At 45.8% G+C, this 17,663-nt stretch carries 17 protein-coding genes; 10 read left to right on the top strand and 7 right to left on the bottom strand.

All coding sequences use genetic code 11. From position 1 onward, the window contains the following. Positions 1 to 241 precede the first annotated feature (241 nt). A complete protein-coding gene (gene yqfB / locus ACL9RG_RS11590) occupies positions 242 to 547 on the top strand; it encodes a N(4)-acetylcytidine aminohydrolase (RefSeq protein ID WP_422792845.1) in 306 nt (101 codons plus the stop codon). A 126-nt stretch (positions 548 to 673) separates the two neighbouring features. Here yqfB and ACL9RG_RS11585 read toward each other — a convergent pair whose 3' ends face one another. Both ACL9RG_RS11585 and ACL9RG_RS11580 read right to left on the bottom strand, forming a co-directional pair. After that, a complete protein-coding gene (locus tag ACL9RG_RS11585) occupies positions 674 to 2,110 on the bottom strand; it encodes a glycosyltransferase family 39 protein (protein WP_422792765.1) in 1,437 nt (478 codons plus the stop codon). 331 nt (positions 2,111 to 2,441) lie between these two features. Continuing rightward, positions 2,442 to 3,083 (bottom strand): HD domain-containing protein, encoded by a 642-nt coding sequence (locus ACL9RG_RS11580; RefSeq protein ID WP_422792764.1) that lies wholly within the window; start codon positions 3,081 to 3,083, stop codon positions 2,442 to 2,444. A 128-nt stretch (positions 3,084 to 3,211) separates the two neighbouring features. On the opposite strand from ACL9RG_RS11580, the gene ACL9RG_RS11575 reads away from it, so the two are divergent. From ACL9RG_RS11575 to ydfG, 4 genes are all read left to right on the top strand, one after another. Next, positions 3,212 to 4,174 (top strand): GlxA family transcriptional regulator, encoded by a 963-nt coding sequence (locus tag ACL9RG_RS11575; protein WP_422792763.1) that lies wholly within the window; start codon positions 3,212 to 3,214, stop codon positions 4,172 to 4,174. Between the two features lie 211 nt (positions 4,175 to 4,385). Further along, positions 4,386 to 4,763 (top strand): hypothetical protein, encoded by a 378-nt coding sequence (locus ACL9RG_RS11570; RefSeq protein WP_422792762.1) that lies wholly within the window; start codon positions 4,386 to 4,388, stop codon positions 4,761 to 4,763. Between the two features lie 145 nt (positions 4,764 to 4,908). Further along, positions 4,909 to 6,354 carry an MFS transporter gene (locus tag ACL9RG_RS11565; protein WP_422792844.1) on the top strand — a complete coding sequence of 482 codons (1,446 nt, stop codon included), beginning with the start codon at positions 4,909 to 4,911 and terminating at the stop codon, positions 6,352 to 6,354. A gap of 118 nt (positions 6,355 to 6,472) precedes the next feature. Continuing rightward, positions 6,473 to 7,225 carry a bifunctional NADP-dependent 3-hydroxy acid dehydrogenase/3-hydroxypropionate dehydrogenase YdfG gene (gene ydfG, locus ACL9RG_RS11560; protein WP_422792761.1) on the top strand — a complete coding sequence of 251 codons (753 nt, stop codon included), beginning with the start codon at positions 6,473 to 6,475 and terminating at the stop codon, positions 7,223 to 7,225. 85 nt (positions 7,226 to 7,310) lie between these two features. On the opposite strand, the gene ACL9RG_RS11555 is transcribed toward ydfG, so the two are convergent. Continuing rightward, positions 7,311 to 7,637 carry a YnfA family protein gene (locus tag ACL9RG_RS11555; RefSeq protein ID WP_422792760.1) on the bottom strand — a complete coding sequence of 109 codons (327 nt, stop codon included), beginning with the start codon at positions 7,635 to 7,637 and terminating at the stop codon, positions 7,311 to 7,313. Positions 7,638 to 7,847: 210 nt separating this feature from the next. Here ACL9RG_RS11555 and ACL9RG_RS11550 point away from each other — a divergent pair, with 210 nt between their 5' ends. Continuing rightward, positions 7,848 to 8,276, top strand: a complete 429-nt coding sequence (locus ACL9RG_RS11550; protein ID WP_422792759.1) for a DUF1283 domain-containing protein — start codon at positions 7,848 to 7,850, stop codon at positions 8,274 to 8,276. Between the two features lie 72 nt (positions 8,277 to 8,348). Continuing rightward, the gene (locus ACL9RG_RS11545) at positions 8,349 to 8,642 is read left to right on the top strand and encodes a DUF1161 domain-containing protein (RefSeq protein ID WP_422792758.1); all 294 of its coding nucleotides are present in this window, start codon (positions 8,349 to 8,351) and stop codon (positions 8,640 to 8,642) included. 114 nt (positions 8,643 to 8,756) lie between these two features. On the opposite strand, the gene bioD is transcribed toward ACL9RG_RS11545, so the two are convergent. From bioD to ACL9RG_RS11530, 3 genes are all read right to left on the bottom strand, one after another. Beyond that, positions 8,757 to 9,437: a dethiobiotin synthase gene (bioD, locus tag ACL9RG_RS11540; protein ID WP_422792757.1), complete on the bottom strand. Its 681-nt coding sequence runs from the start codon at positions 9,435 to 9,437 to the stop codon at positions 8,757 to 8,759. Positions 9,438 to 9,720: 283 nt separating this feature from the next. Further along, positions 9,721 to 10,938: a sugar metabolism global transcriptional regulator Mlc gene (mlc, locus tag ACL9RG_RS11535; RefSeq protein WP_422792756.1), complete on the bottom strand. Its 1,218-nt coding sequence runs from the start codon at positions 10,936 to 10,938 to the stop codon at positions 9,721 to 9,723. Between the two features lie 186 nt (positions 10,939 to 11,124). Continuing rightward, positions 11,125 to 12,033, bottom strand: coding sequence for a LysR substrate-binding domain-containing protein (locus tag ACL9RG_RS11530; RefSeq protein ID WP_422792755.1), 909 nt, complete (start codon positions 12,031 to 12,033; stop codon positions 11,125 to 11,127). A 216-nt stretch (positions 12,034 to 12,249) separates the two neighbouring features. Between ACL9RG_RS11530 and ACL9RG_RS11525 the strand changes: the two genes are divergently transcribed. Next, positions 12,250 to 13,482 (top strand): MFS transporter, encoded by a 1,233-nt coding sequence (locus ACL9RG_RS11525; protein WP_422792843.1) that lies wholly within the window; start codon positions 12,250 to 12,252, stop codon positions 13,480 to 13,482. A 175-nt stretch (positions 13,483 to 13,657) separates the two neighbouring features. After that, complete coding sequence (tus, locus tag ACL9RG_RS11520; protein WP_422792754.1) at positions 13,658 to 14,593, top strand: DNA replication terminus site-binding protein; 936 nt, start codon at positions 13,658 to 13,660, stop codon at positions 14,591 to 14,593. 106 nt (positions 14,594 to 14,699) lie between these two features. Here the strand turns inward: tus and fumC are convergent, their stop codons facing one another. Continuing rightward, positions 14,700 to 16,097, bottom strand: a complete 1,398-nt coding sequence (fumC, locus tag ACL9RG_RS11515) for a class II fumarate hydratase (RefSeq protein WP_422792753.1) — start codon at positions 16,095 to 16,097, stop codon at positions 14,700 to 14,702. Between the two features lie 242 nt (positions 16,098 to 16,339). On the opposite strand from fumC, the gene manA reads away from it, so the two are divergent. Continuing rightward, positions 16,340 to 17,518, top strand: a complete 1,179-nt coding sequence (gene manA, locus ACL9RG_RS11510) for a mannose-6-phosphate isomerase (RefSeq protein ID WP_422792752.1) — start codon at positions 16,340 to 16,342, stop codon at positions 17,516 to 17,518. Positions 17,519 to 17,663: the final 145 nt, after the last annotated feature.

Here is a 17,663-nt window from a genome sequence, read left to right as displayed (position 1 = left end):
AAAACACAGTCGCGGGATTTGAGGACTTACCGTACAAAAAGTACGGTAAGATAAAAAGATCTTCTGAAAAACCTATGTTTAGGTAATGGTGTCTATTTAATGCTATTTTTCGATTGAATAGGCACCCTTTTAGGCCGTTTACATGCTGGCAGTTTCGCTGCTGACGATTGCTCGCCGACAATTACAGGCCAATCATCCTGGCAAATTTATGGGTTCAAGTGACAAAAATAAAGGTACCACAATGAAGTCTATGACTTTTTTTAGTCGATTTGAGGCAGATATTTTAGCGGATCGCAAAACGATTACTCTACGTGACCATAGTGAATCAGATTTTCAGGCCGGTGATAAAGTTCGCGTTTCTCGTCATGAAGATGATGTGTACTTCTGCGATATACAAGTACTGGCAGTGCAACCGGTCAAATTATCAGAACTTAACGATGACCACGCACGCCAAGAGAATATGTCCCTTCCCCAGCTACGAACAACCATTACTGATATTTATCCCGGGATCACTGAACTGTTTATGATTAAATTTGTACGGCTTTAGCCCACAATTAATAGGGCATGGCGAGCCAAGCCAGTGCAGAGACAGCGCTAAGTACGACGGGTAATTATGTCTAAAACAGGAAGACGCCTGCAGGCTAAATGGCTCTACAGGCGCCCTCCCATTTGTTTACTCTTCTGGATTCACAAAACCAATACATAGCGGATAGCTATCATGCTTGTTGTCCAGCCGGAATGTGACCTGGCTTATTGCATCGATCCGCAGTTGTGGCCACTGTTGCATCACTTTCTTGAATGAAATATCAGAACACTTCCCCTCTGACTGGCCAATCAGCATGACACCTGAGCGTCTGATATCAGCAAGGCGGATGTGTGCATTATAAACATTGGGCTCAGAAGTATTACTCCACGGCGTAATGATCTTGGGACGCGAAGGAACATAGAACGTTAGCCACTCGGCTAAATATTCACCGCCAACATAGCTTATCGGTGTGCCATAACGTTGCTGCCACACTTGGCCGAGTTCGCGGCTGAACGGAATGATGCCATTCATTTTTTGTCCAGCATTAGCAACATTGGTTAGCATTACAACTGAATACCCAACCAGAAGCAGGCAACCTGTACTTATTAGCCCGATGTATCCACCGCGCACCGGTTGTACCTTGGTGTTATCTACACAACTCACAAATAACGCGGGTGCCAGAATGAAGAACGGCTGTAGCCATTCGGTCAATCTGCCGCCCTGATGGAAAAGGAACCACACAAAAATAACCAGCAGCGGTGATAGGTACGTTAGCAGCATTACCTGATTAAAAGGCTGCTGTGGCCATTTTACGCTGGCTTTACTGCGCGACAATATCCACCATAAGATCACTAAAGGATAATAAATACTCAGAATATTAATAAATAATCCAGGGTTAAACTGGTTATTAATTTGTGAGTCTACCCAGCGGAATGCGACAAAGTTATGTTCCCATTGCCAGTACATGTTGGGGGCGATAAGAATCAAACCTATAAGGAGTGAAATATAAAAAACAGGATAGCGATAGCACTGTCGAATCTTTGGCACAATTAGCGTTGCGATAAAGACAGAGGCCACAAACGCCAGGCTTGAATATTTAGCCATTGTTGCCAAACCCGCCGCAACGGAAAATAATAACCACCAATTCGGATTTTTGGTAATTGCCAGAAAGAAAAATAGCATCATCCACGGCCATAGCATAACCAGCAAGTAATTATCATTATAGCTGATAATATCAAAGTTAATCACACCCGAAAGGTTGAGTGTCAGTAATGCAAGCCACGCAAGACGCTCACTTCCACTGAGATACTTTGCCAGTAACCAACTGCCAACCATGCCAATTGCAATGGCAAGAAAATGTGTCGCGTACCAGTAAACATTAAGAGGGACGTTTGTCATCCACAATGCAGGTCGCATGGCCAAGCCAACTAACCACGGATTTTTAGGGGAACCCCATTCAGCATTTTGCGCCCAGTTGAGTGCTTCTATAGCATCGTATGGTACTGTCGGATCCAGACTAATTGTCACCAGACTCCATAAAAGTGCATATCCTCCAACCCACATAATTAAAAGAATACGATTCACTCAACGTCCTTAATAGAAATGAATAAAAACACAATTTTTATAGTATATAGGGCTGATAATAAACTTTAAGGAAACGAGATGGTGTTCAAAAAAAAGCCACATACTCAATGAATAATGCATCGCGTATAGATGACGGCCCCAATGGGCAGAATTCATTATAATGGCACATTAGAATCGTGCATGTATTTTGGCGGGTAATCTGAGCTATCGCTGTAAATCATCACAGGAAAACGCCTCCAAATATCCATTTCAGAGGCAGTTTGAGCGGGGTATTATATTTTATCTACAGTTATTCTTATCCTGAAAAACGGATAAGAGCAGTTCAATCCTCTTAGCGGGCCCAGCGCGATGCACGAATAATCGAGCAGAAATTACCTTTCACAAATTCCGGCTCTTTATCGGCAATAACATCGGCTTTTACATTGCCGAACGTGGTCTGTGGTTTATTCTTAATCCCCTCATAAAATGCCTGAATGATCTCTTCTTTGAAGTTATCTCCCCGAGGATGTTCAGCCACCACTTGTTCTCTAATGCTGGAGTCATAACCTGCGTAGTTGATACCCAGAACATCCATTTCAACACCAGCAGTTACCAGCGCAATAACTGGGTCCATAAATTCAGGGATACCCGGTGTGGTATGCAACGCAATTGCCGTCCATACTTTATCGATATCCTGCTGGTTAACCCCGTGTTGCTGCAAAAAATCGCGGGCGACATTCGCCCCGTCGACTTCAAAGCGATGATCACAACTGCAATGTTCATGAGTTAAGCCCATATCGTGGAACATACAGCCGATGTAGAGCAGTTCTGGGTCGGCCTGAATATTACGTTGTTGTCCTGCCAATGCCGCCCAGTAGTAAACGCGGCTTGAATGGTGAAATAACAAATCAGACTCAGTGTCTCTGACTAATTCAGTTGCTGCACGCGCCATCGCCGTATCGGGGATGTAGATGCCGTTGATATTTAATTTCATGTCATTTCTCCTGTCGCTTTCCACAATGGATTGCATGTAGATACGATAAAGTTCAAACTAAATGTCGACAATCGTCGCAATGCGACCTATCAAGACATAATGAGTATGTCAGACATGGAATCAGGAAAATGATCAAAGAGATGGTGATTTTGGCCGTACCCGGCGTGCAAATGCTCGATGTTTCCGGGCCTTTGGATGTGTTTGCCGAGGCAAATAATCAGTTGGGGCGAATATTATATCGCCCAAGAGTGATGGGCCTTGATAGCACAAATATCACCACATCTTCTGGCATTAAGATCATGGCTGATATGTCAATCAGCGATCGGGATACGACGCCAATTGATAGCTTTTTAGTCGCCGGTGCCCCAAACATTGATGACTACCGCTGTCATAGCGGGTTAACAAATGCCTTAGTGAAACAGGCACAGCGCAGTCGGCGTTATGGTTCGGTATGCAGTGGCGCGTTATTGCTGGCAGAAGCGGGATTACTCAACGGGCGACGCGTGACTACGCATTGGGCCGTCGCTGGGCGATTAGCCGAAGAGTATCCGCAGGTGCAGGTTGAGGCTGACGCGATATGTATTGCCGATGGGCCGCTGAGAACCGCCGCAGGAGTGACCTCTGGTCTGGATTTAGCATTAATGATGGTCGAGGAAGATGTGGGCCGCGATGTCGCGCTTGCAGTGGCGGCTCAGTTGGTGATGTTTTTTAAACGTCCCGGAGGGCAGTTGCAATTTAGTCGCCACGGTAACGCTAATCTTTCTGGTCGTTCAGCGTTACAAGAACTTCAGCGGTGGACCATTGCAACGCTAGATCAACCGCATAATATGCAATCTTTAGCCCAACATATTGGCTTGAGTGCTCGTCATCTTAGCCGACTTTTTATGCAAGAGCTGCAACTGACCCCAGCACAATGGCTCGATCAGCAGCGCATTAGCCACGCACGTCATTTATTAGAGTCGACTGAACTTGCGCCGAAGCAAATTGCGGCACAATGTGGTTTTTCTAGCGTCGATATATTGCGCCGTGCTTTTATTCGTCAGTTAAACGTCACTCCCGCGCAATATCGGAAAAATAACCGTCGTCTTTGAGCACGGTCAATCACAGTAAATTAATGGTATGTAGCGCTTTGGGCTATTGCTTTGATATTCCGTGCCCAAATACTGCAATACCAGCATGTTATGTGACATTTCTTTCCCCTCTGACTATTAGACTTTCCATGTCTTATTTTATTACTAAAGGCTTGAAAACAGTTCCCACTTTCGTTTTTCAGCAGTGGAATAACTAAGAAAGGAAAATAACATGGAAAAGTCAGCCTATTTAATGCCTCTCAACCATTTACTTTTTACAACAATAATCACCCTATGTGCTGCAAACATATCCATAGCGTCTGCCAACTCACACCCTGACCCACAGGAGCAGCAGCAAAAAAAGATCGTGTCTCAGGTCGCTTATAAAATGCAGACTCATCACCCTATCACGCCTTATGATTATCAACCGAATCCCCGCTTAGAGAATGTAGAAGCTAAAAAATGTTATTGGTTAACCCCTTTCCAACCTAGCGAAGGATGTCAGTACCAACAGCAACAGCAGCATTACAATGTGCTACTAGGCAAGTGGCGAAAAGCGCCTCCGCTTTCGCTGCAGCAAAAACAGTTCGGTGTGACGGTTAATCTGTAAATCGTGGACCGCAGAGAGGCCGCAGAGGGTCTCTCTTCAAAAATATGTAAAGAAAATCAAGCAAGTCGATGATTATTTTCAACGCAAACATCACGCTATGAGATATGCTCAGCACATTGCTCAAATCATGTGGGTTGATGATGTTATGAAAGTGCGCTTATTTCCTGCCGGTTCTGCTTTGCCTCTCTTAGTTGCCGGTGCTTTCTTTATGGAAAACCTTGATGCAACGGCGATTGTTACCGCATTGCCGCAGATGGCGCGCTCATTCAACGTGCTTGCCGTTGATATGAATATTGGTATTTCCGCTTATATTCTTACACTAACCGTATTCATCCCCGCCAGCGGTTGGATAGCCAATCGTTTCGGTGCTCGATATGTATTTTCCTCTGCGATTGTCCTCTTTACTTTAGCCTCAATACTCTGTGCATTCAGTACCAGCCTAACGAGCTTTACCGCAGCACGAATGCTACAAGGCTTTGCCGGTTCATTGATGGTGCCGGTAGGTCGTTTAGTTGTATTACGCAGTATTTCGAAGGCAGACTTGATTCGTGCTGTTGCCACCATTACCTGGCCCGGCTTAGTTGCACCAGTATTAGGCCCGCCGATTGGCGGATTTATTACTACTTATGCCTCTTGGCACTGGATATTCTTTTTAAATGTTCCGCTGGGCATTTTCGCTTTGTTCTTTAGTCTGCGTTTAATTCCTCAACAGCAGGGAGAAAAAGGGATCCCTTTCGATTTTACCGGCTTTATTTTAACTGGCAGCGCCTGCCTTGGATTAATGTTCGGCTTAGATATGTTCAGTCAAAATCATCAGGCCGGCTGGTTACCTGGCGTCATTCTGGCGGCTAGTGTGCTACTCGGTGTTTTAGCCGTGCGACATTCATTGCGTAGCCCCCATCCTTTACTCCCCTTGGTGGCGTTGAAAATAAAAAGTTACGCCGTCACTGTATTCGGCGGCTCTTTGTTTCGCATTGCCATCAATGCCCTGCCGTTTATGTTGCCGCTGTTATTCCAACTCGGTTACGACATGAGTGCTTTCAATGCCGGTCTGCTGGTACTGGCGGTATTTGCCGGGAATCTGGTAATGAAGCCTTTTACCTCAGCCATTCTGCACAGATTTCCGTTCCGTACAGTATTGGTGATTAACGGCTTACTTAACGCTTTGACGATTTTTGCCTGCGCATTACTAACCCCGCAAGTGCCTACGGCACTGACTTTGCTACTGCTGTTTGTTAGCGGAATGACGCGCTCAATGCAATTTACCGCGCTCAATACTCTGGCCTTTTCCCAGATCCCGGCGGAGAAAATGATTGGCGCCAATACCCTATTTAATACCGCACAACAATTTTCGGCGGGTATTGGTATTGCCTTTGGTGCTTTAGCGCTGCGTTTTGCTGATTATTTCTATCCCACCGAACAAGGGGCGGTTTTACCGAGTTTTCATGTGGCGTTTTTGCTGGTTGGAATACTCGCCTTGCTGGCCATTATCGATAGCTTGACGCTCAGCGCGACGGATGGTGATGAAATTCGGCATAAAAAATCAGGGGTGGTTTCTTCGTCACCGCAACCAACAAAAGATAAGAACTAAGCCAGGCTAGCGCCGGTCTATCTTTAGAACCAACTCGACTAGCCGATGGCATTGCCAATGTGTTAATAATACAAACCATTAATTAGTGTGATAGACATCAACTTTAAGGGTATGCGGAATGATTATTTTTGTTACCGGCGCGACGGCGGGATTTGGCGCAGAGATTGCACGTAAATTTGTTCAAGCCGGGCACCAGGTTATTGCTACGGGTCGTCGCAAGGAGCGTCTTGAAGCGTTGAAGGCTGAGCTGGGTGACGCGCTGCATATTGCACAATTAGATGTTACCGATCGCGCGTCTATTGATGCGGCTATCGCATCGCTACCTGCTGAACTACAAAAAATTGATGTTTTGGTAAACAATGCCGGTTTAGCGCTGGGTCTGGAAGGTGCGGACAAAGCCAACGTTGAAGATTGGGAAACCATGATTGATACCAATACCAAAGGGTTAGTTCTCGTGACACGCGCTGTGCTGCCTGGCATGGTCGAGCGCAACCTTGGTCACGTCATCAACATTGGTTCCACAGCGGGTAACTGGCCATATGCCGGCGGTAATGTTTACGGTGCAACCAAAGCCTTTGTACGCCAATTTAGCCTGAATTTGCGTACTGACCTGTTTGGTACCAGAGTACGAGTGACTAACATTGAGCCAGGCCTGTGCGGTGGAACCGAATTCTCAAGCGTGCGTTTTAAAGGCGACGAAGAAAAAGTTAACCAGGTTTACGACAATACCAATCCATTAACCGCAGCAGATGTTGCTGAATCCGTGTTCTGGGTATCAACCCTGCCTGCTCACGTAAATATCAATAGCATTGAAATGATGCCGGTTAGTCAGTCGCTTGCTGGTCTGCGAGTCAGCCGCGAAGTTTGGTAAGTTAGCTATTTAAGCCATAGCGATGATAATCATGGGCGTCCGTTTTATTGCGACGCCCTTTTCGCTTTCTAAAGGCTCATTCGCTTTAATAGGATTTCCAGCCCGAAATAATAATCAACATCCCCGCCAACGCGACACAAGCGCCCAGCCAATCGGTCGTTGCCAGTTTGACGCCATCGACATATCTTAGCCAAATTAACGATGTGACCACATAAATACCGCCGTAAGACGCATAGACTCGGCCACTGGCAGCTGGGTGCAGCGTCAAAAGCCAGGCGAATAGCGCTAAGCTGAGCGTTGCAGGGAAAAGCAATAATATGCTCCCTCCTTTACGCAACCACATATAAGGTAGAAAACATCCAATAATTTCAGCAAGTGCGGTAACGAAAAAAAGTAAGGTTGTTTTTATCATAGTGACAGTGAATCCGTGAGTTCAGATAAGCTATTCAATCATACTGCAAACAACAGAGTCGTTAGCGATCTTGTTTAGCCTGCGTAATCTTCAGACCTAAGCAGTTTGGCATAAACAGGATGGACTTTATCTGATAGGTGACGTATTTAGCTAGGGTGTTATAATTAGCGCATTCGTTTTAGCGAATTGTGAATTTAAAAGGATTAGTTAATGAATACAACGTTTACCTCTGGCCTGTTACGCCGCATGCTGCCAATCACATTGTTGGTTTTTGCTGCTAGCTGGCAGATATCTGCCCATGCTGCGAACGTAAATTGCGCTAATGGCAGTTGTGTCTTTAGCGGTGCAGGTGGGGATAACGCGTTAAGCAGAGAAGAAGCTCGTGAGAACAAAGAACAGTGGGATGCCACTCGTAATTTGCGCAAACTGCAAAATCAACGTGCCGAAAAAGAGTTTGTTCGCGATTCTGCTCATGCCGATAAGCAGTACGCACGTGATGAAAAAGACTCTGACAAACAATACAATGCTAAAGAGACTCGTGATAGCTGCAACGCGAGTAGTAATGTTGGCGCGTATTGGGAACCAAATACACAACGCTGCTTAGACCGCCGAACCGGTCGTGAATTGATGGTTCAGTAACGGTTCCGAGCGCATGTTTTAGCACTCTGGAACGTCAATTTTTGAATCCGTATTCTTTTAAAGGAATTAACTATGAAAAAGATTCTGTTAGCTGGTTTAGTTGTCTCAATCCTCGCACCTATCGCTGCCCAAGCATCGTGTGAGAGTGTTAAAGCTGATATCACCAAAAAAATTGTCGCCAATGGGTTGCCAGAGTCTGGATTCACGTTAGAAATCGTTGCCAATGACCAGGCCGATAAAGCAGGTGGGCAAGTTGTGGGCCACTGCCAAAATGATACACAGAAGATTGTTTACAGCAAAACTGGGGATAATAGCGACGCTGTTAGTCCGAAAACTGGCACCAGCCAGGATGCGCCTGCCCAGTAACATCGCTTGTATTAATGGCGGCCAACGGGCCGCCATTTCGTTTATACCCCACCTCTTTTCCCATGCTGATTGTCTTTTTATAGAATGGCCTTCGGGGCATGGCTCTTTAATGCGTCAAACGTAAACACGCTCTTCTAGCGTAGATAAATCAATAAACTTGGTCATATCTCGAGTTTCAGCCCGAGATAAATAAGGAATTTCTCCTAATAAAGGTGCATTGAGATTCGCACGTAATATAGAAATAGTTTTTGAGTAGTTTGCCAAACCTGGATTAATACGATTGGCGACCCATCCGGCAAAGGGTAATTTATCTGCAAAAATAGCCTGTGCCGTTAATAATGCGTGACTGACGCAGCCTTCCTGGATGCCTACGACCAAAATAACCGGGATATTTAACTGCTTTACCCAATCAGAATAATAGCATTGAGGCGTTATTAGTGTTCGCCAACCATCGCCACCTTCAATCATCACAACATCGGCCTCCTGGCCCATGAAGTTTAAACCCTCGGTCATTACATCAAAAATATTCTCAGGCGTCTCGTTCGCATAAATATCCTCACTGATGAGAGCAAAAGGAGTAATGGAACGTAGAGGATAAGAAATAGATGATGAATTTTGCAAAATTACCGCATCTTTACTTTTATCGCCTTCGGCCAAGGCTCCACATCCTGTAGCAATAGGTTTATAGCCAATAGCCGTTTTACCTTTACCAGCTGCGGCCTGCAGCAAGGCCCGACTCACAATGGTTTTCCCAACCCGAGATCCCGTCCCTGTGACAAAAAATCGCGTAATCATAATGTTGATACTCCTTTCCTACGCTCACCTTACTATTAGTAAAGACGAACGATTTAACAAAGAGCGTTCGCATAAATCTTAACGAAGACACACGGATTAATTGGCCTAAGTCTAGGGCATCATTAATGATTACAATTTGCGTTAGCGCAATGTTTGTGTGAACAGCAATATTTTGCGAGGTAATGTTATGGAGGGTTGTTTTATATGATAATTATTGATCAATGACTTTTAAATCTTTGACCAATAAATAAAATAGAACTAATGAAGGATAAATATCGAAGAATTACCCCTGTAATAATTTGACTAACAGAGAACCATTATGGAGTGCATCCTTTACTAAAGCCGCGCCAGGCATTGTGCCGATGTTATAAAATTGCGTTGATTCTAAACGCATATTGTCACTGTATGCTGGCAGTGATTGTTGTTGGATGCAGGAGATAATAGCCGGATGAAGGATATCTTTTGCCGCATTGAGTGGTGAACCGATTAATATTTTTTGCGGGTTAAATATATTAACCATAACTGCCAATATACGCCCGACGCTGTGTCCAACATTCGCAATCACATCACGAGCCATAATATCGCCCTGATTTGCCGCCTCACATAATGACTCAACCGTTAGCGGCTGATGATTAAGCTGTGAATGTGGCGTCAAGCTCAGGCGATGACGTACTAGCTCTAAGATACTATCGATGCTGGCTACCGTTTCTAAACAGCCATGATTACCGCAATAACAGCGCTTACCATAAGGATCAACCTGAGTATGGCCCATTTCAACGACACTGCTGCTGCCGCTATGCAATACTCGGCCACCGGTAATTACCCCGGCGCCAACATTGTGGTCAATGACGACCTGGATAACATTATTAAATCCTCGTGAAGCGCCGTATAGCGCTTCAGCCATTGTCCAGGCGGCGATATCATGCTGTACAAAAACAGATAACCCGGTATGCGCTTCAAGCGCGGGCCCAAGAGGCACACCTTCAGCCTCATAGAATGGCATGCGTTGAATGATACCTTCTCGCGCATCTATCATTCCAGGCAAGGTGATAGCAATAGCAGTCAGGCGCTCTAGTTTCTTTTGGTGACGGATAAAAAATTGATCTATCGACGTAATAATACGTGTGAGGAAAGGTTCGCTGCTTTCAACGGGCAGAGGTAACACATCCTCGACGACCAGCTTGCTGCTCAAATCACGCAGTCCTAAGGTCAACGTGCCCTGATTAATGCGCGCAGAAAGATAGTGCCAGGCCTGTGTATCCAAAACTAGTCCAATCGCCGGTCGCCCTCGGCTACCAGGGTCCTGGTACTCCGTTTCTTGCACTAGATGGGCCAGTAATAATTCGCGGACAATTTTAGTGATACTTGCCGGCGCAAGCTGTGCCATTTTAGACAATTCAATACGCGATATTGGACCAAACTGATCGATTAGCCGATAAACTGCACCGGCGTTTATTTGCTTGATCAAGTCAATATGTCCAGGCTGCCCATCAGCTATCACAGAGCCCGCTCCTAGTATTTTTCGCGCTTCTAAATAAATAGTAATGCTATGTTGGAGCTTTTAAAAAACATCGTCAACTATTTGATTAGTTATGTGATTTGGTGCACACAATGCAGAGAAATATATAAATTATAGCCGATAATATCGCCGTTCCTCACGCCCATGCTTGCCTTGGCAAGACTGCAATTAATAAGTGTTGCTATCGGCCATCATCATTTTGACTAAAGTGGCAGCTGGGGTTGTCAGCGGGCGACGGGCATGATGAACTAGCCACGCATCAGTATTGATATCTGTTTCAGCAAAGTGTAAATAGCGCACACCATCTACCTGAATACGTTTAAAAGACGCGGGCAAAATTGATACACCAAGTCCTGCTGACACCAGACCAATAATAGTAGATGCCTGCCCAACTTCTTGAGTAATAAAGGGTGTCACTCCAGATTGCGCAAGGCGTTTGAGAATAGCATCATAAAGCGATGTCCCAACCTCTTGGGAGAAGAAAACAAAAGGTTGTGAAGCTAAATCTGTCAGGCGCAGCGTCCCTTCTGGCAACGTGGCTAAAGGGTGAGCTTCTGGAACCACTGCCACCAAAGATTCAGATAGCAATAAATGATGTTGCAGTACATCTGGCAATACGCTTTTACGCATAATCCCTACATCAAGTTTACCTTCAAGTAATGGCTCAACTTGCAACTGACTGTTTAACTCTTCAATACGGACATTTATTTTCGGATATAGCATGCGAAAGCGCTGCAACGTGTGGGATACCCTGCGCAGAAATGGTGCGGAAGACGTCACGCCTAGCGTCACAGTACCTTCTTCGCCGCGATGAATTCTGGATGCCGTATTTGAGGCTTCTTCGACGCGCGCAATGATCTGTTTCGCTTCTTTCAGGAATACCTCACCCGCCTGCGTCAAGCTGACATTGCGGTTATTACGCTGGAATAAAACCGCACCAATATGATTTTCTAGTGCTTGTATTTGCTGACTTAACGGAGGTTGTGAAATATGCAGCCGTTCTGCTGCCCGCCCAAAATGGAGCTCGTCAGCAACAGCAATAAAATATCGCAGATGTCGTAATTCTATATTGTGCATATTTCCAGCATTAAGAGGTTTAAGATATCAAATATGATGAATCAATATATTAGATAAAAATATGGGGAGTGAGTAATATTTTCACAATTTATCCAATCGGATTGCTAAGGAAATTGAGTGAATACGCCAAGCCGTCGATCTGTCCCCCAGTCGGCAAATCAATCAGTTAATGATGATGATTTACAGCAGCATTCCACCACAAAGACTGCCGATGACATCGGTGTTGTACATCACGAGAATAATAAGAATATCTTTATAAAACGCGGCACACCTGCCTTTATGCGGGTGACACTCGCGTTATTTTCTGCTGGTTTGGCAACATTCGCCCTGCTCTATTGCGTGCAACCCATTATGCCAATTTTATCGCAGCAATTCGGGGTCTCACCTGCCGCAAGCAGCCTCGCACTTTCCTTATCCACTGGTTTATTGGCAATTGGCCTGCTCTTTACCGGGCCTATTTCTGATGCCGTTGGTCGAAAAAATGTCATGGTTGTTGCTTTGTTACTGGCTGCTGGCTGTACGCTTATCTGTACTCTGGTCAGTAGCTGGCATGCCGTTTTGCTGATGCGGGCACTGGTTGGATTGTCGTTAAGCGGTGTTGCTGCGGTGGCGATGACGTATTTAAGTGAAGAGATCCACCCGAGTATGGTGGCCTTCTCTATCGGTCTATATATCAGCGGTAACTCAATTGGCGGGATGAGCGGCCGTTTAGTCACCGGAGTATTGACTGATTACGTTTCCTGGCGTGTGGCCCTGGCGGTTATTGGGGTATTTTCGCTCGCCTCTGCTTTAATGTTCTGGAAAATTTTGCCCCCTTCACGACATTTTCGCAGCAGCTCTTTGCGTCCACGTACATTGCTGATCAACTTCAAACTGCATTGGCGTGATAACGGATTGCCTTTGTTGTTCGCCGAAGGCTTTTTACTGATGGGCGGCTTCGTCACTATGTTTAACTACATTGGATACCGCCTGCTCTCTGCCCCCTATAATTTGAGCCAAGCGATAATCGGCCTGGTTTCCATTGTTTACCTGCTGGGAACCTACACATCGCCAAAAGCCGGTGTATTGACCACAATCTACGGGCGTGGTCCAGTGTTGATCGGCGCTTTTATGCTGATGTTAGTGGGTATCTTGCTGACGGCATTTAATTCTCTATGGATTATTTTCATTGGTATGGCATTGGTTGCCGCCGGATTCTTTGCCGGGCACTCCGTTGCCAGCGGTTGGATCGGCAGACGCGCTCGCCGCGCAAAAGGCCAGGCTTCATCTTTATATCTCTTCTCTTACTACGCAGGCTCCAGCGTGGCCGGTACACTAGGCGGCTATTTCTGGCATAGTTTTGGCTGGTACGGGATCACTGCATATATTTGCGTGATGCTGTGCCTGGGGATGTTGGTCGGTACCCGGCTAATGCGTTTGCCAGAATCCCGCGCCGTTATCAATTCATGACGTTGTAAATATCTCTATGCGGTGCTGGCGAAGCACCGCTACAATCACTCATCCCCTTTGAATACAGTCACTTCCCTCTAACCAGCTGTAGAAATGAATTTATTTACGCTGCTGAGGTGTGCACGATTATTTATAATGCATTACACTGTATGTTGTAACTAAAATCGGAGGGGATATGGCAGGTTACGACATGATAAGTCGAATGAACGACTGTTTTAAGGAGTTAGAACTGGCGTTAACCGACTTAGAACGCTTCTTGAATCAACTAGAGCTATTACAGGCTCGCGCCTTTGTTCTTCCCGATATCGAGAAAGGTACGGAGCATGATCCTGCCTTACAAATCAATGTCACGCCCTATAGTGGTGAGGCCGCCCACCAGCTAGGGTTGCAACACTTTCAACGTCTATTCATCCATCACAACGCGATGAATATCAGCAGTAAATCCGCCGTACGTTTGCCAGGTGTAATGTGCTACGCCGTCGATAGCCGTGAACAACGCGCTGCCCTATTGCTGATCGAGGAAGTGAATAAACGCAAAGCTGAGTTAGAACATATTGTGACCGTAGAATCTGGGCTGGCGCGCGAAGATCGTTTTGAATTTGTGCACCGCCATCTACATGGGCTGATTACACTAAACGCCTATCGTACTATTGTTCACTTACAAGACCCGGACTCTGTGCGCTTTGGCTGGGCGAATAAAAATATTATTAAAAATATCACCCGAGATGAGGTTTTGGCGCAATTAGAGAAAAGTTTGCAGGCTGGACGAGCGGTTCCGCCTTATAGCCGTGAACAGTGGATTGATAACATTACGCGAGAAATTATTGATGTAAAAAAAATTCCCGCCAGTGCGGTGTTAAAAATCAAACGGCCGGTAAAAGTACAACCTATTGCCCGAGTATGGTATCGCGATAGTCAAAAACAAGTACAACACCCCTGCCCTTCACCGTTAATCGCACTGTGTTTACGCAGCGACATTTTTCAGTTGCCAAAACTAGGTGAATTAAATCATTACGATGTAACGACGATTAGGCATAAATACAAACCAGAAAGCCAACCGCTTAATTTGTTGATTAAACGCCTGCATCTTTATACCGATTATCCGCTTTAGACGTCGAATAGCAGTAACAAAAAAGCCAGCAATACCGTTTTTGCAAACAGCGTATTGGCTGGCTTTAGTTTTATCTTCGTTAGCTCAGGATAATCAGTCCAAAGACTTATTTTTTCATGCTGCCGACCATATCTTCTGGGCGTACCCACTCGTCAAACTGGGCTTCAGTCAAATACCCCAGTTTTAATGCGGATGCTTTCAACGTCAGCCCTTCTTTATGGGCTTTCTTGGCAATTTCAGCCGCTTTATCGTAGCCGATATGGGTATTTAACGCCGTCACCAGCATCAAGGAATCATTAAGCAACTGAGTAATGCGGTCGCGATTAGGTTCAATACCGACAGCACAGTGCTCATTAAAGCCGCGCATACCGTCCGCCAGCAAGCGAATAGATTGCAGATAGTTATGGATAACCATCGGACGGAAAACATTAAGCTCGAAGTTACCTGACGCCCCGCCAATATTGACCGCCACATCGTTACCCAATACCTGAGCACAGAGCATGGTCATCGCTTCGCACTGCGTTGGGTTAACTTTACCCGGCATAATGGAACTTCCAGGCTCATTTTCTGGAATAGAAATCTCACCAATGCCGCTACGTGGCCCAGAAGATAACCAACGCACATCGTTAGCAATCTTCATCAAAGAGGCCGCCAGTCCTTTAAGCGCGCCGTGCCCATGAACTAAGGCATCACAGGTTGCCAAAGCTTCAAATTTATTGGGTGCGGTGACAAACGGCTGCTTGGTTAACTCTGCTAATACTTTCGCTACGCGAACCGCATATTCTGGATGGGTATTTAATCCCGTACCTACCGCGGTACCGCCTAATGCCAATTCAGAAATATGCGGGATACTGGCTTCAATATGTACCAGATTATGCGCCAACATGGCCGCCCAGCCGGAAATTTCCTGACCAAGTGTCAGCGGTGTCGCATCTTGTAGGTGGGTACGACCGATTTTAACGATATCTTTGAAAGCTTCGGATTTATCCACCAACGTTTTGTGCAAAACTTTTAATTCTGGCAGTAGGTGCTCGCGTACTGCGATAACCGCCGCGACGTGCATAGCGGTAGGAAATACGTCATTAGAGCTCTGGCTTTTATTGACATCATCGTTCGGATGCACCAGGCGGGCGTCGCCACGCTCACCGCCGAGGATCTCACTCGCACGGTTGGCCAACACTTCGTTCATATTCATGTTGGTTTGCGTACCGGAGCCGGTTTGCCAGATTGACAGAGGGAATTCGCTAGTATGTTTATCTGCTAAGACTTCGTCGGCAGCCTTAATAATGGCATTACCACGCTCAGCAGGCAGAAGACCTAAATCGATATTGACGCTGGCTGCAGCTCGCTTAGTCAGCGCCAGTGCATGGATCAACGCAGTAGGCATTTTTTCTTGCGAGATACGGAAGTGTTCGAGTGAGCGCTGCGTCTGTGCGCCCCAGAGTTTATCAGCCGGAACTTCAATAGGACCCATTGAGTCTTTTTCAATGCGATTCGCTGCCATTACTGTCTCTCCTTAGTACATCGTATAAAGTAAGTCGTAAGTTGCAGATTACCGATGACGCCCCACTCTCAGAATGAACTGTCAGCGGCGGCTACCATCATGCCACATTTCACAGTTTTAGAACGTCCTGTTAATAAAATAGTGGGGTGTAATTTTCAGAATTTTTTTAGTTATATTCAGTTGATAAACAACCTATCTAATTGTTTACTGTGGATCTTATTTCTACATCACGGGATGAATAAATGAAAAAGATGAATAACAATGTACAAAATTACGCGTGGGGAAGTACGGATGCCTTAACCTCGCTGTATGGCGTTCCTAACCCGGAAGGCAAACCAATGGCAGAACTGTGGATGGGCGCCCATCCGAAAAGCAGTTCGACTATCAAGGATGAGAATGGCAAAGAGCAGTCATTGCGCGAGCTTATTTCTAAAGATTTGGTTGGTAATCTGGGTAGCAGCGTAGCTGAACGTTTTGGCGAACTGCCTTTCTTGTTCAAAGTACTTTGTGCCGAGCAAGCATTGTCTATTCAAGTTCATCCAAGCAAAGCCGCCGCTGAGGTTGGGTTTGCTAAAGAAAATGCAGCGGGCATTCCGCTGGATGCCGCTGAGCGTAACTACAAAGATCCGAATCATAAACCGGAGCTGGTTTTTGCATTAACACCATTCCAGGCAATGAATGGGTTCCGTGAGTTGGCGGAAATAAAATCACTGCTGCAAGGCGTTGCGGGCGCACATCCAGACATTGATGCCTTTATTGCACAACCGGATATGGCACATTTGCAAACGCTGTTCGCCAGTCTGTTGAGCATGCAAGGCGCTCAAAAAACGCAGGCATTGGATATATTACGCGCCGCGCTGAAAACCCACAGCGGCCAACCTTGGGAAACGATCGGCAGTATTGCGGTTGACTACCCAGATGACAGCGGCCTGTTTTCGCCTCTGCTGCTAAATGTCATCACTCTACAGCCCGGCGAAGGCATGTTCTTATACGCACAAACGCCACATGCTTATCTTAAAGGTGTATCGTTGGAAGTCATGGCCAACTCAGATAACGTATTGCGGGCTGGCTTAACCCCCAAATATATCGATATTCCTGAGTTACTGGCTAATCTTAAATTTGAGTCAAAGCCAGCTTCAACATTACTGACTCAGCCTGTCGTGCAGGGTAACGAGCTTAACTTCCCTATTCCGGTCGATGACTTCGCTTTCTCATTACATGAATTATCATCTGCCCCACAAACTTTATCCCAACATAGTGCAGCGATCGTCTTTTGTGTTGAAGGTGAAACCGTACTTAACAAAGACCAGCAGCAGATAACATTGAAGCCAGGTGAATCTTGTTATATTGCCGCTAACGAATCTCCTGTGCAGGCCAGCGGTAGCGGGCGAATCGCCAGAGTGTTTAACAAATTAGCGTAAATTTGTCGTGAACATTCGGGGCCCAATGCATCAGCATCGGGCCCTTATCTTTTTAAAGGGTTGCAAAATGGCACCTCGTTCCACCACAATAAAACCGCCTGCGGGTATTTTATTACCATTTTAACCCTGATTTCTCTGGTGTATT

The sequence above is a fragment of the Rouxiella sp. Mn2063 genome, from assembly GCF_049319665.1.
In the GTDB taxonomy this organism is placed as follows: Bacteria; Pseudomonadota; Gammaproteobacteria; order Enterobacterales; family Enterobacteriaceae; genus JBMOUD01.
Note: the sequence above shows the minus strand (reverse complement) of the source record. Positions and strands in the feature narration are given on the sequence as shown.

What these genes read in the sequence shown, in the direction of transcription:
- ACL9RG_RS11570 (WP_422792762.1), top strand. Translation starts at nt 4,386, where the DNA reads ATGGAAAAGTCAGCCTATTTAATGCCTCTCAACCATTTACTTTTTACA.
- ACL9RG_RS11530 (WP_422792755.1), bottom strand. Translation starts at nt 12,033, where the DNA reads ATGCACAATATAGAATTACGACATCTGCGATATTTTATTGCTGTTGCT.
- ydfG (WP_422792761.1), top strand. Translation starts at nt 6,473, where the DNA reads ATGATTATTTTTGTTACCGGCGCGACGGCGGGATTTGGCGCAGAGATT.
- ACL9RG_RS11580 (WP_422792764.1), bottom strand. Translation starts at nt 3,083, where the DNA reads ATGAAATTAAATATCAACGGCATCTACATCCCCGATACGGCGATGGCG.
- ACL9RG_RS11565 (WP_422792844.1), top strand. Translation starts at nt 4,909, where the DNA reads ATGAAAGTGCGCTTATTTCCTGCCGGTTCTGCTTTGCCTCTCTTAGTT.
- tus (WP_422792754.1), top strand. Translation starts at nt 13,658, where the DNA reads ATGGCAGGTTACGACATGATAAGTCGAATGAACGACTGTTTTAAGGAG.
- ACL9RG_RS11550 (WP_422792759.1), top strand. Translation starts at nt 7,848, where the DNA reads ATGAATACAACGTTTACCTCTGGCCTGTTACGCCGCATGCTGCCAATC.
- bioD (WP_422792757.1), bottom strand. Translation starts at nt 9,437, where the DNA reads ATGATTACGCGATTTTTTGTCACAGGGACGGGATCTCGGGTTGGGAAA.
- fumC (WP_422792753.1), bottom strand. Translation starts at nt 16,097, where the DNA reads ATGGCAGCGAATCGCATTGAAAAAGACTCAATGGGTCCTATTGAAGTT.
- manA (WP_422792752.1), top strand. Translation starts at nt 16,340, where the DNA reads ATGAAAAAGATGAATAACAATGTACAAAATTACGCGTGGGGAAGTACG.
- ACL9RG_RS11545 (WP_422792758.1), top strand. Translation starts at nt 8,349, where the DNA reads ATGAAAAAGATTCTGTTAGCTGGTTTAGTTGTCTCAATCCTCGCACCT.
- ACL9RG_RS11555 (WP_422792760.1), bottom strand. Translation starts at nt 7,637, where the DNA reads ATGATAAAAACAACCTTACTTTTTTTCGTTACCGCACTTGCTGAAATT.
- ACL9RG_RS11575 (WP_422792763.1), top strand. Translation starts at nt 3,212, where the DNA reads ATGATCAAAGAGATGGTGATTTTGGCCGTACCCGGCGTGCAAATGCTC.
- yqfB (WP_422792845.1), top strand. Translation starts at nt 242, where the DNA reads ATGAAGTCTATGACTTTTTTTAGTCGATTTGAGGCAGATATTTTAGCG.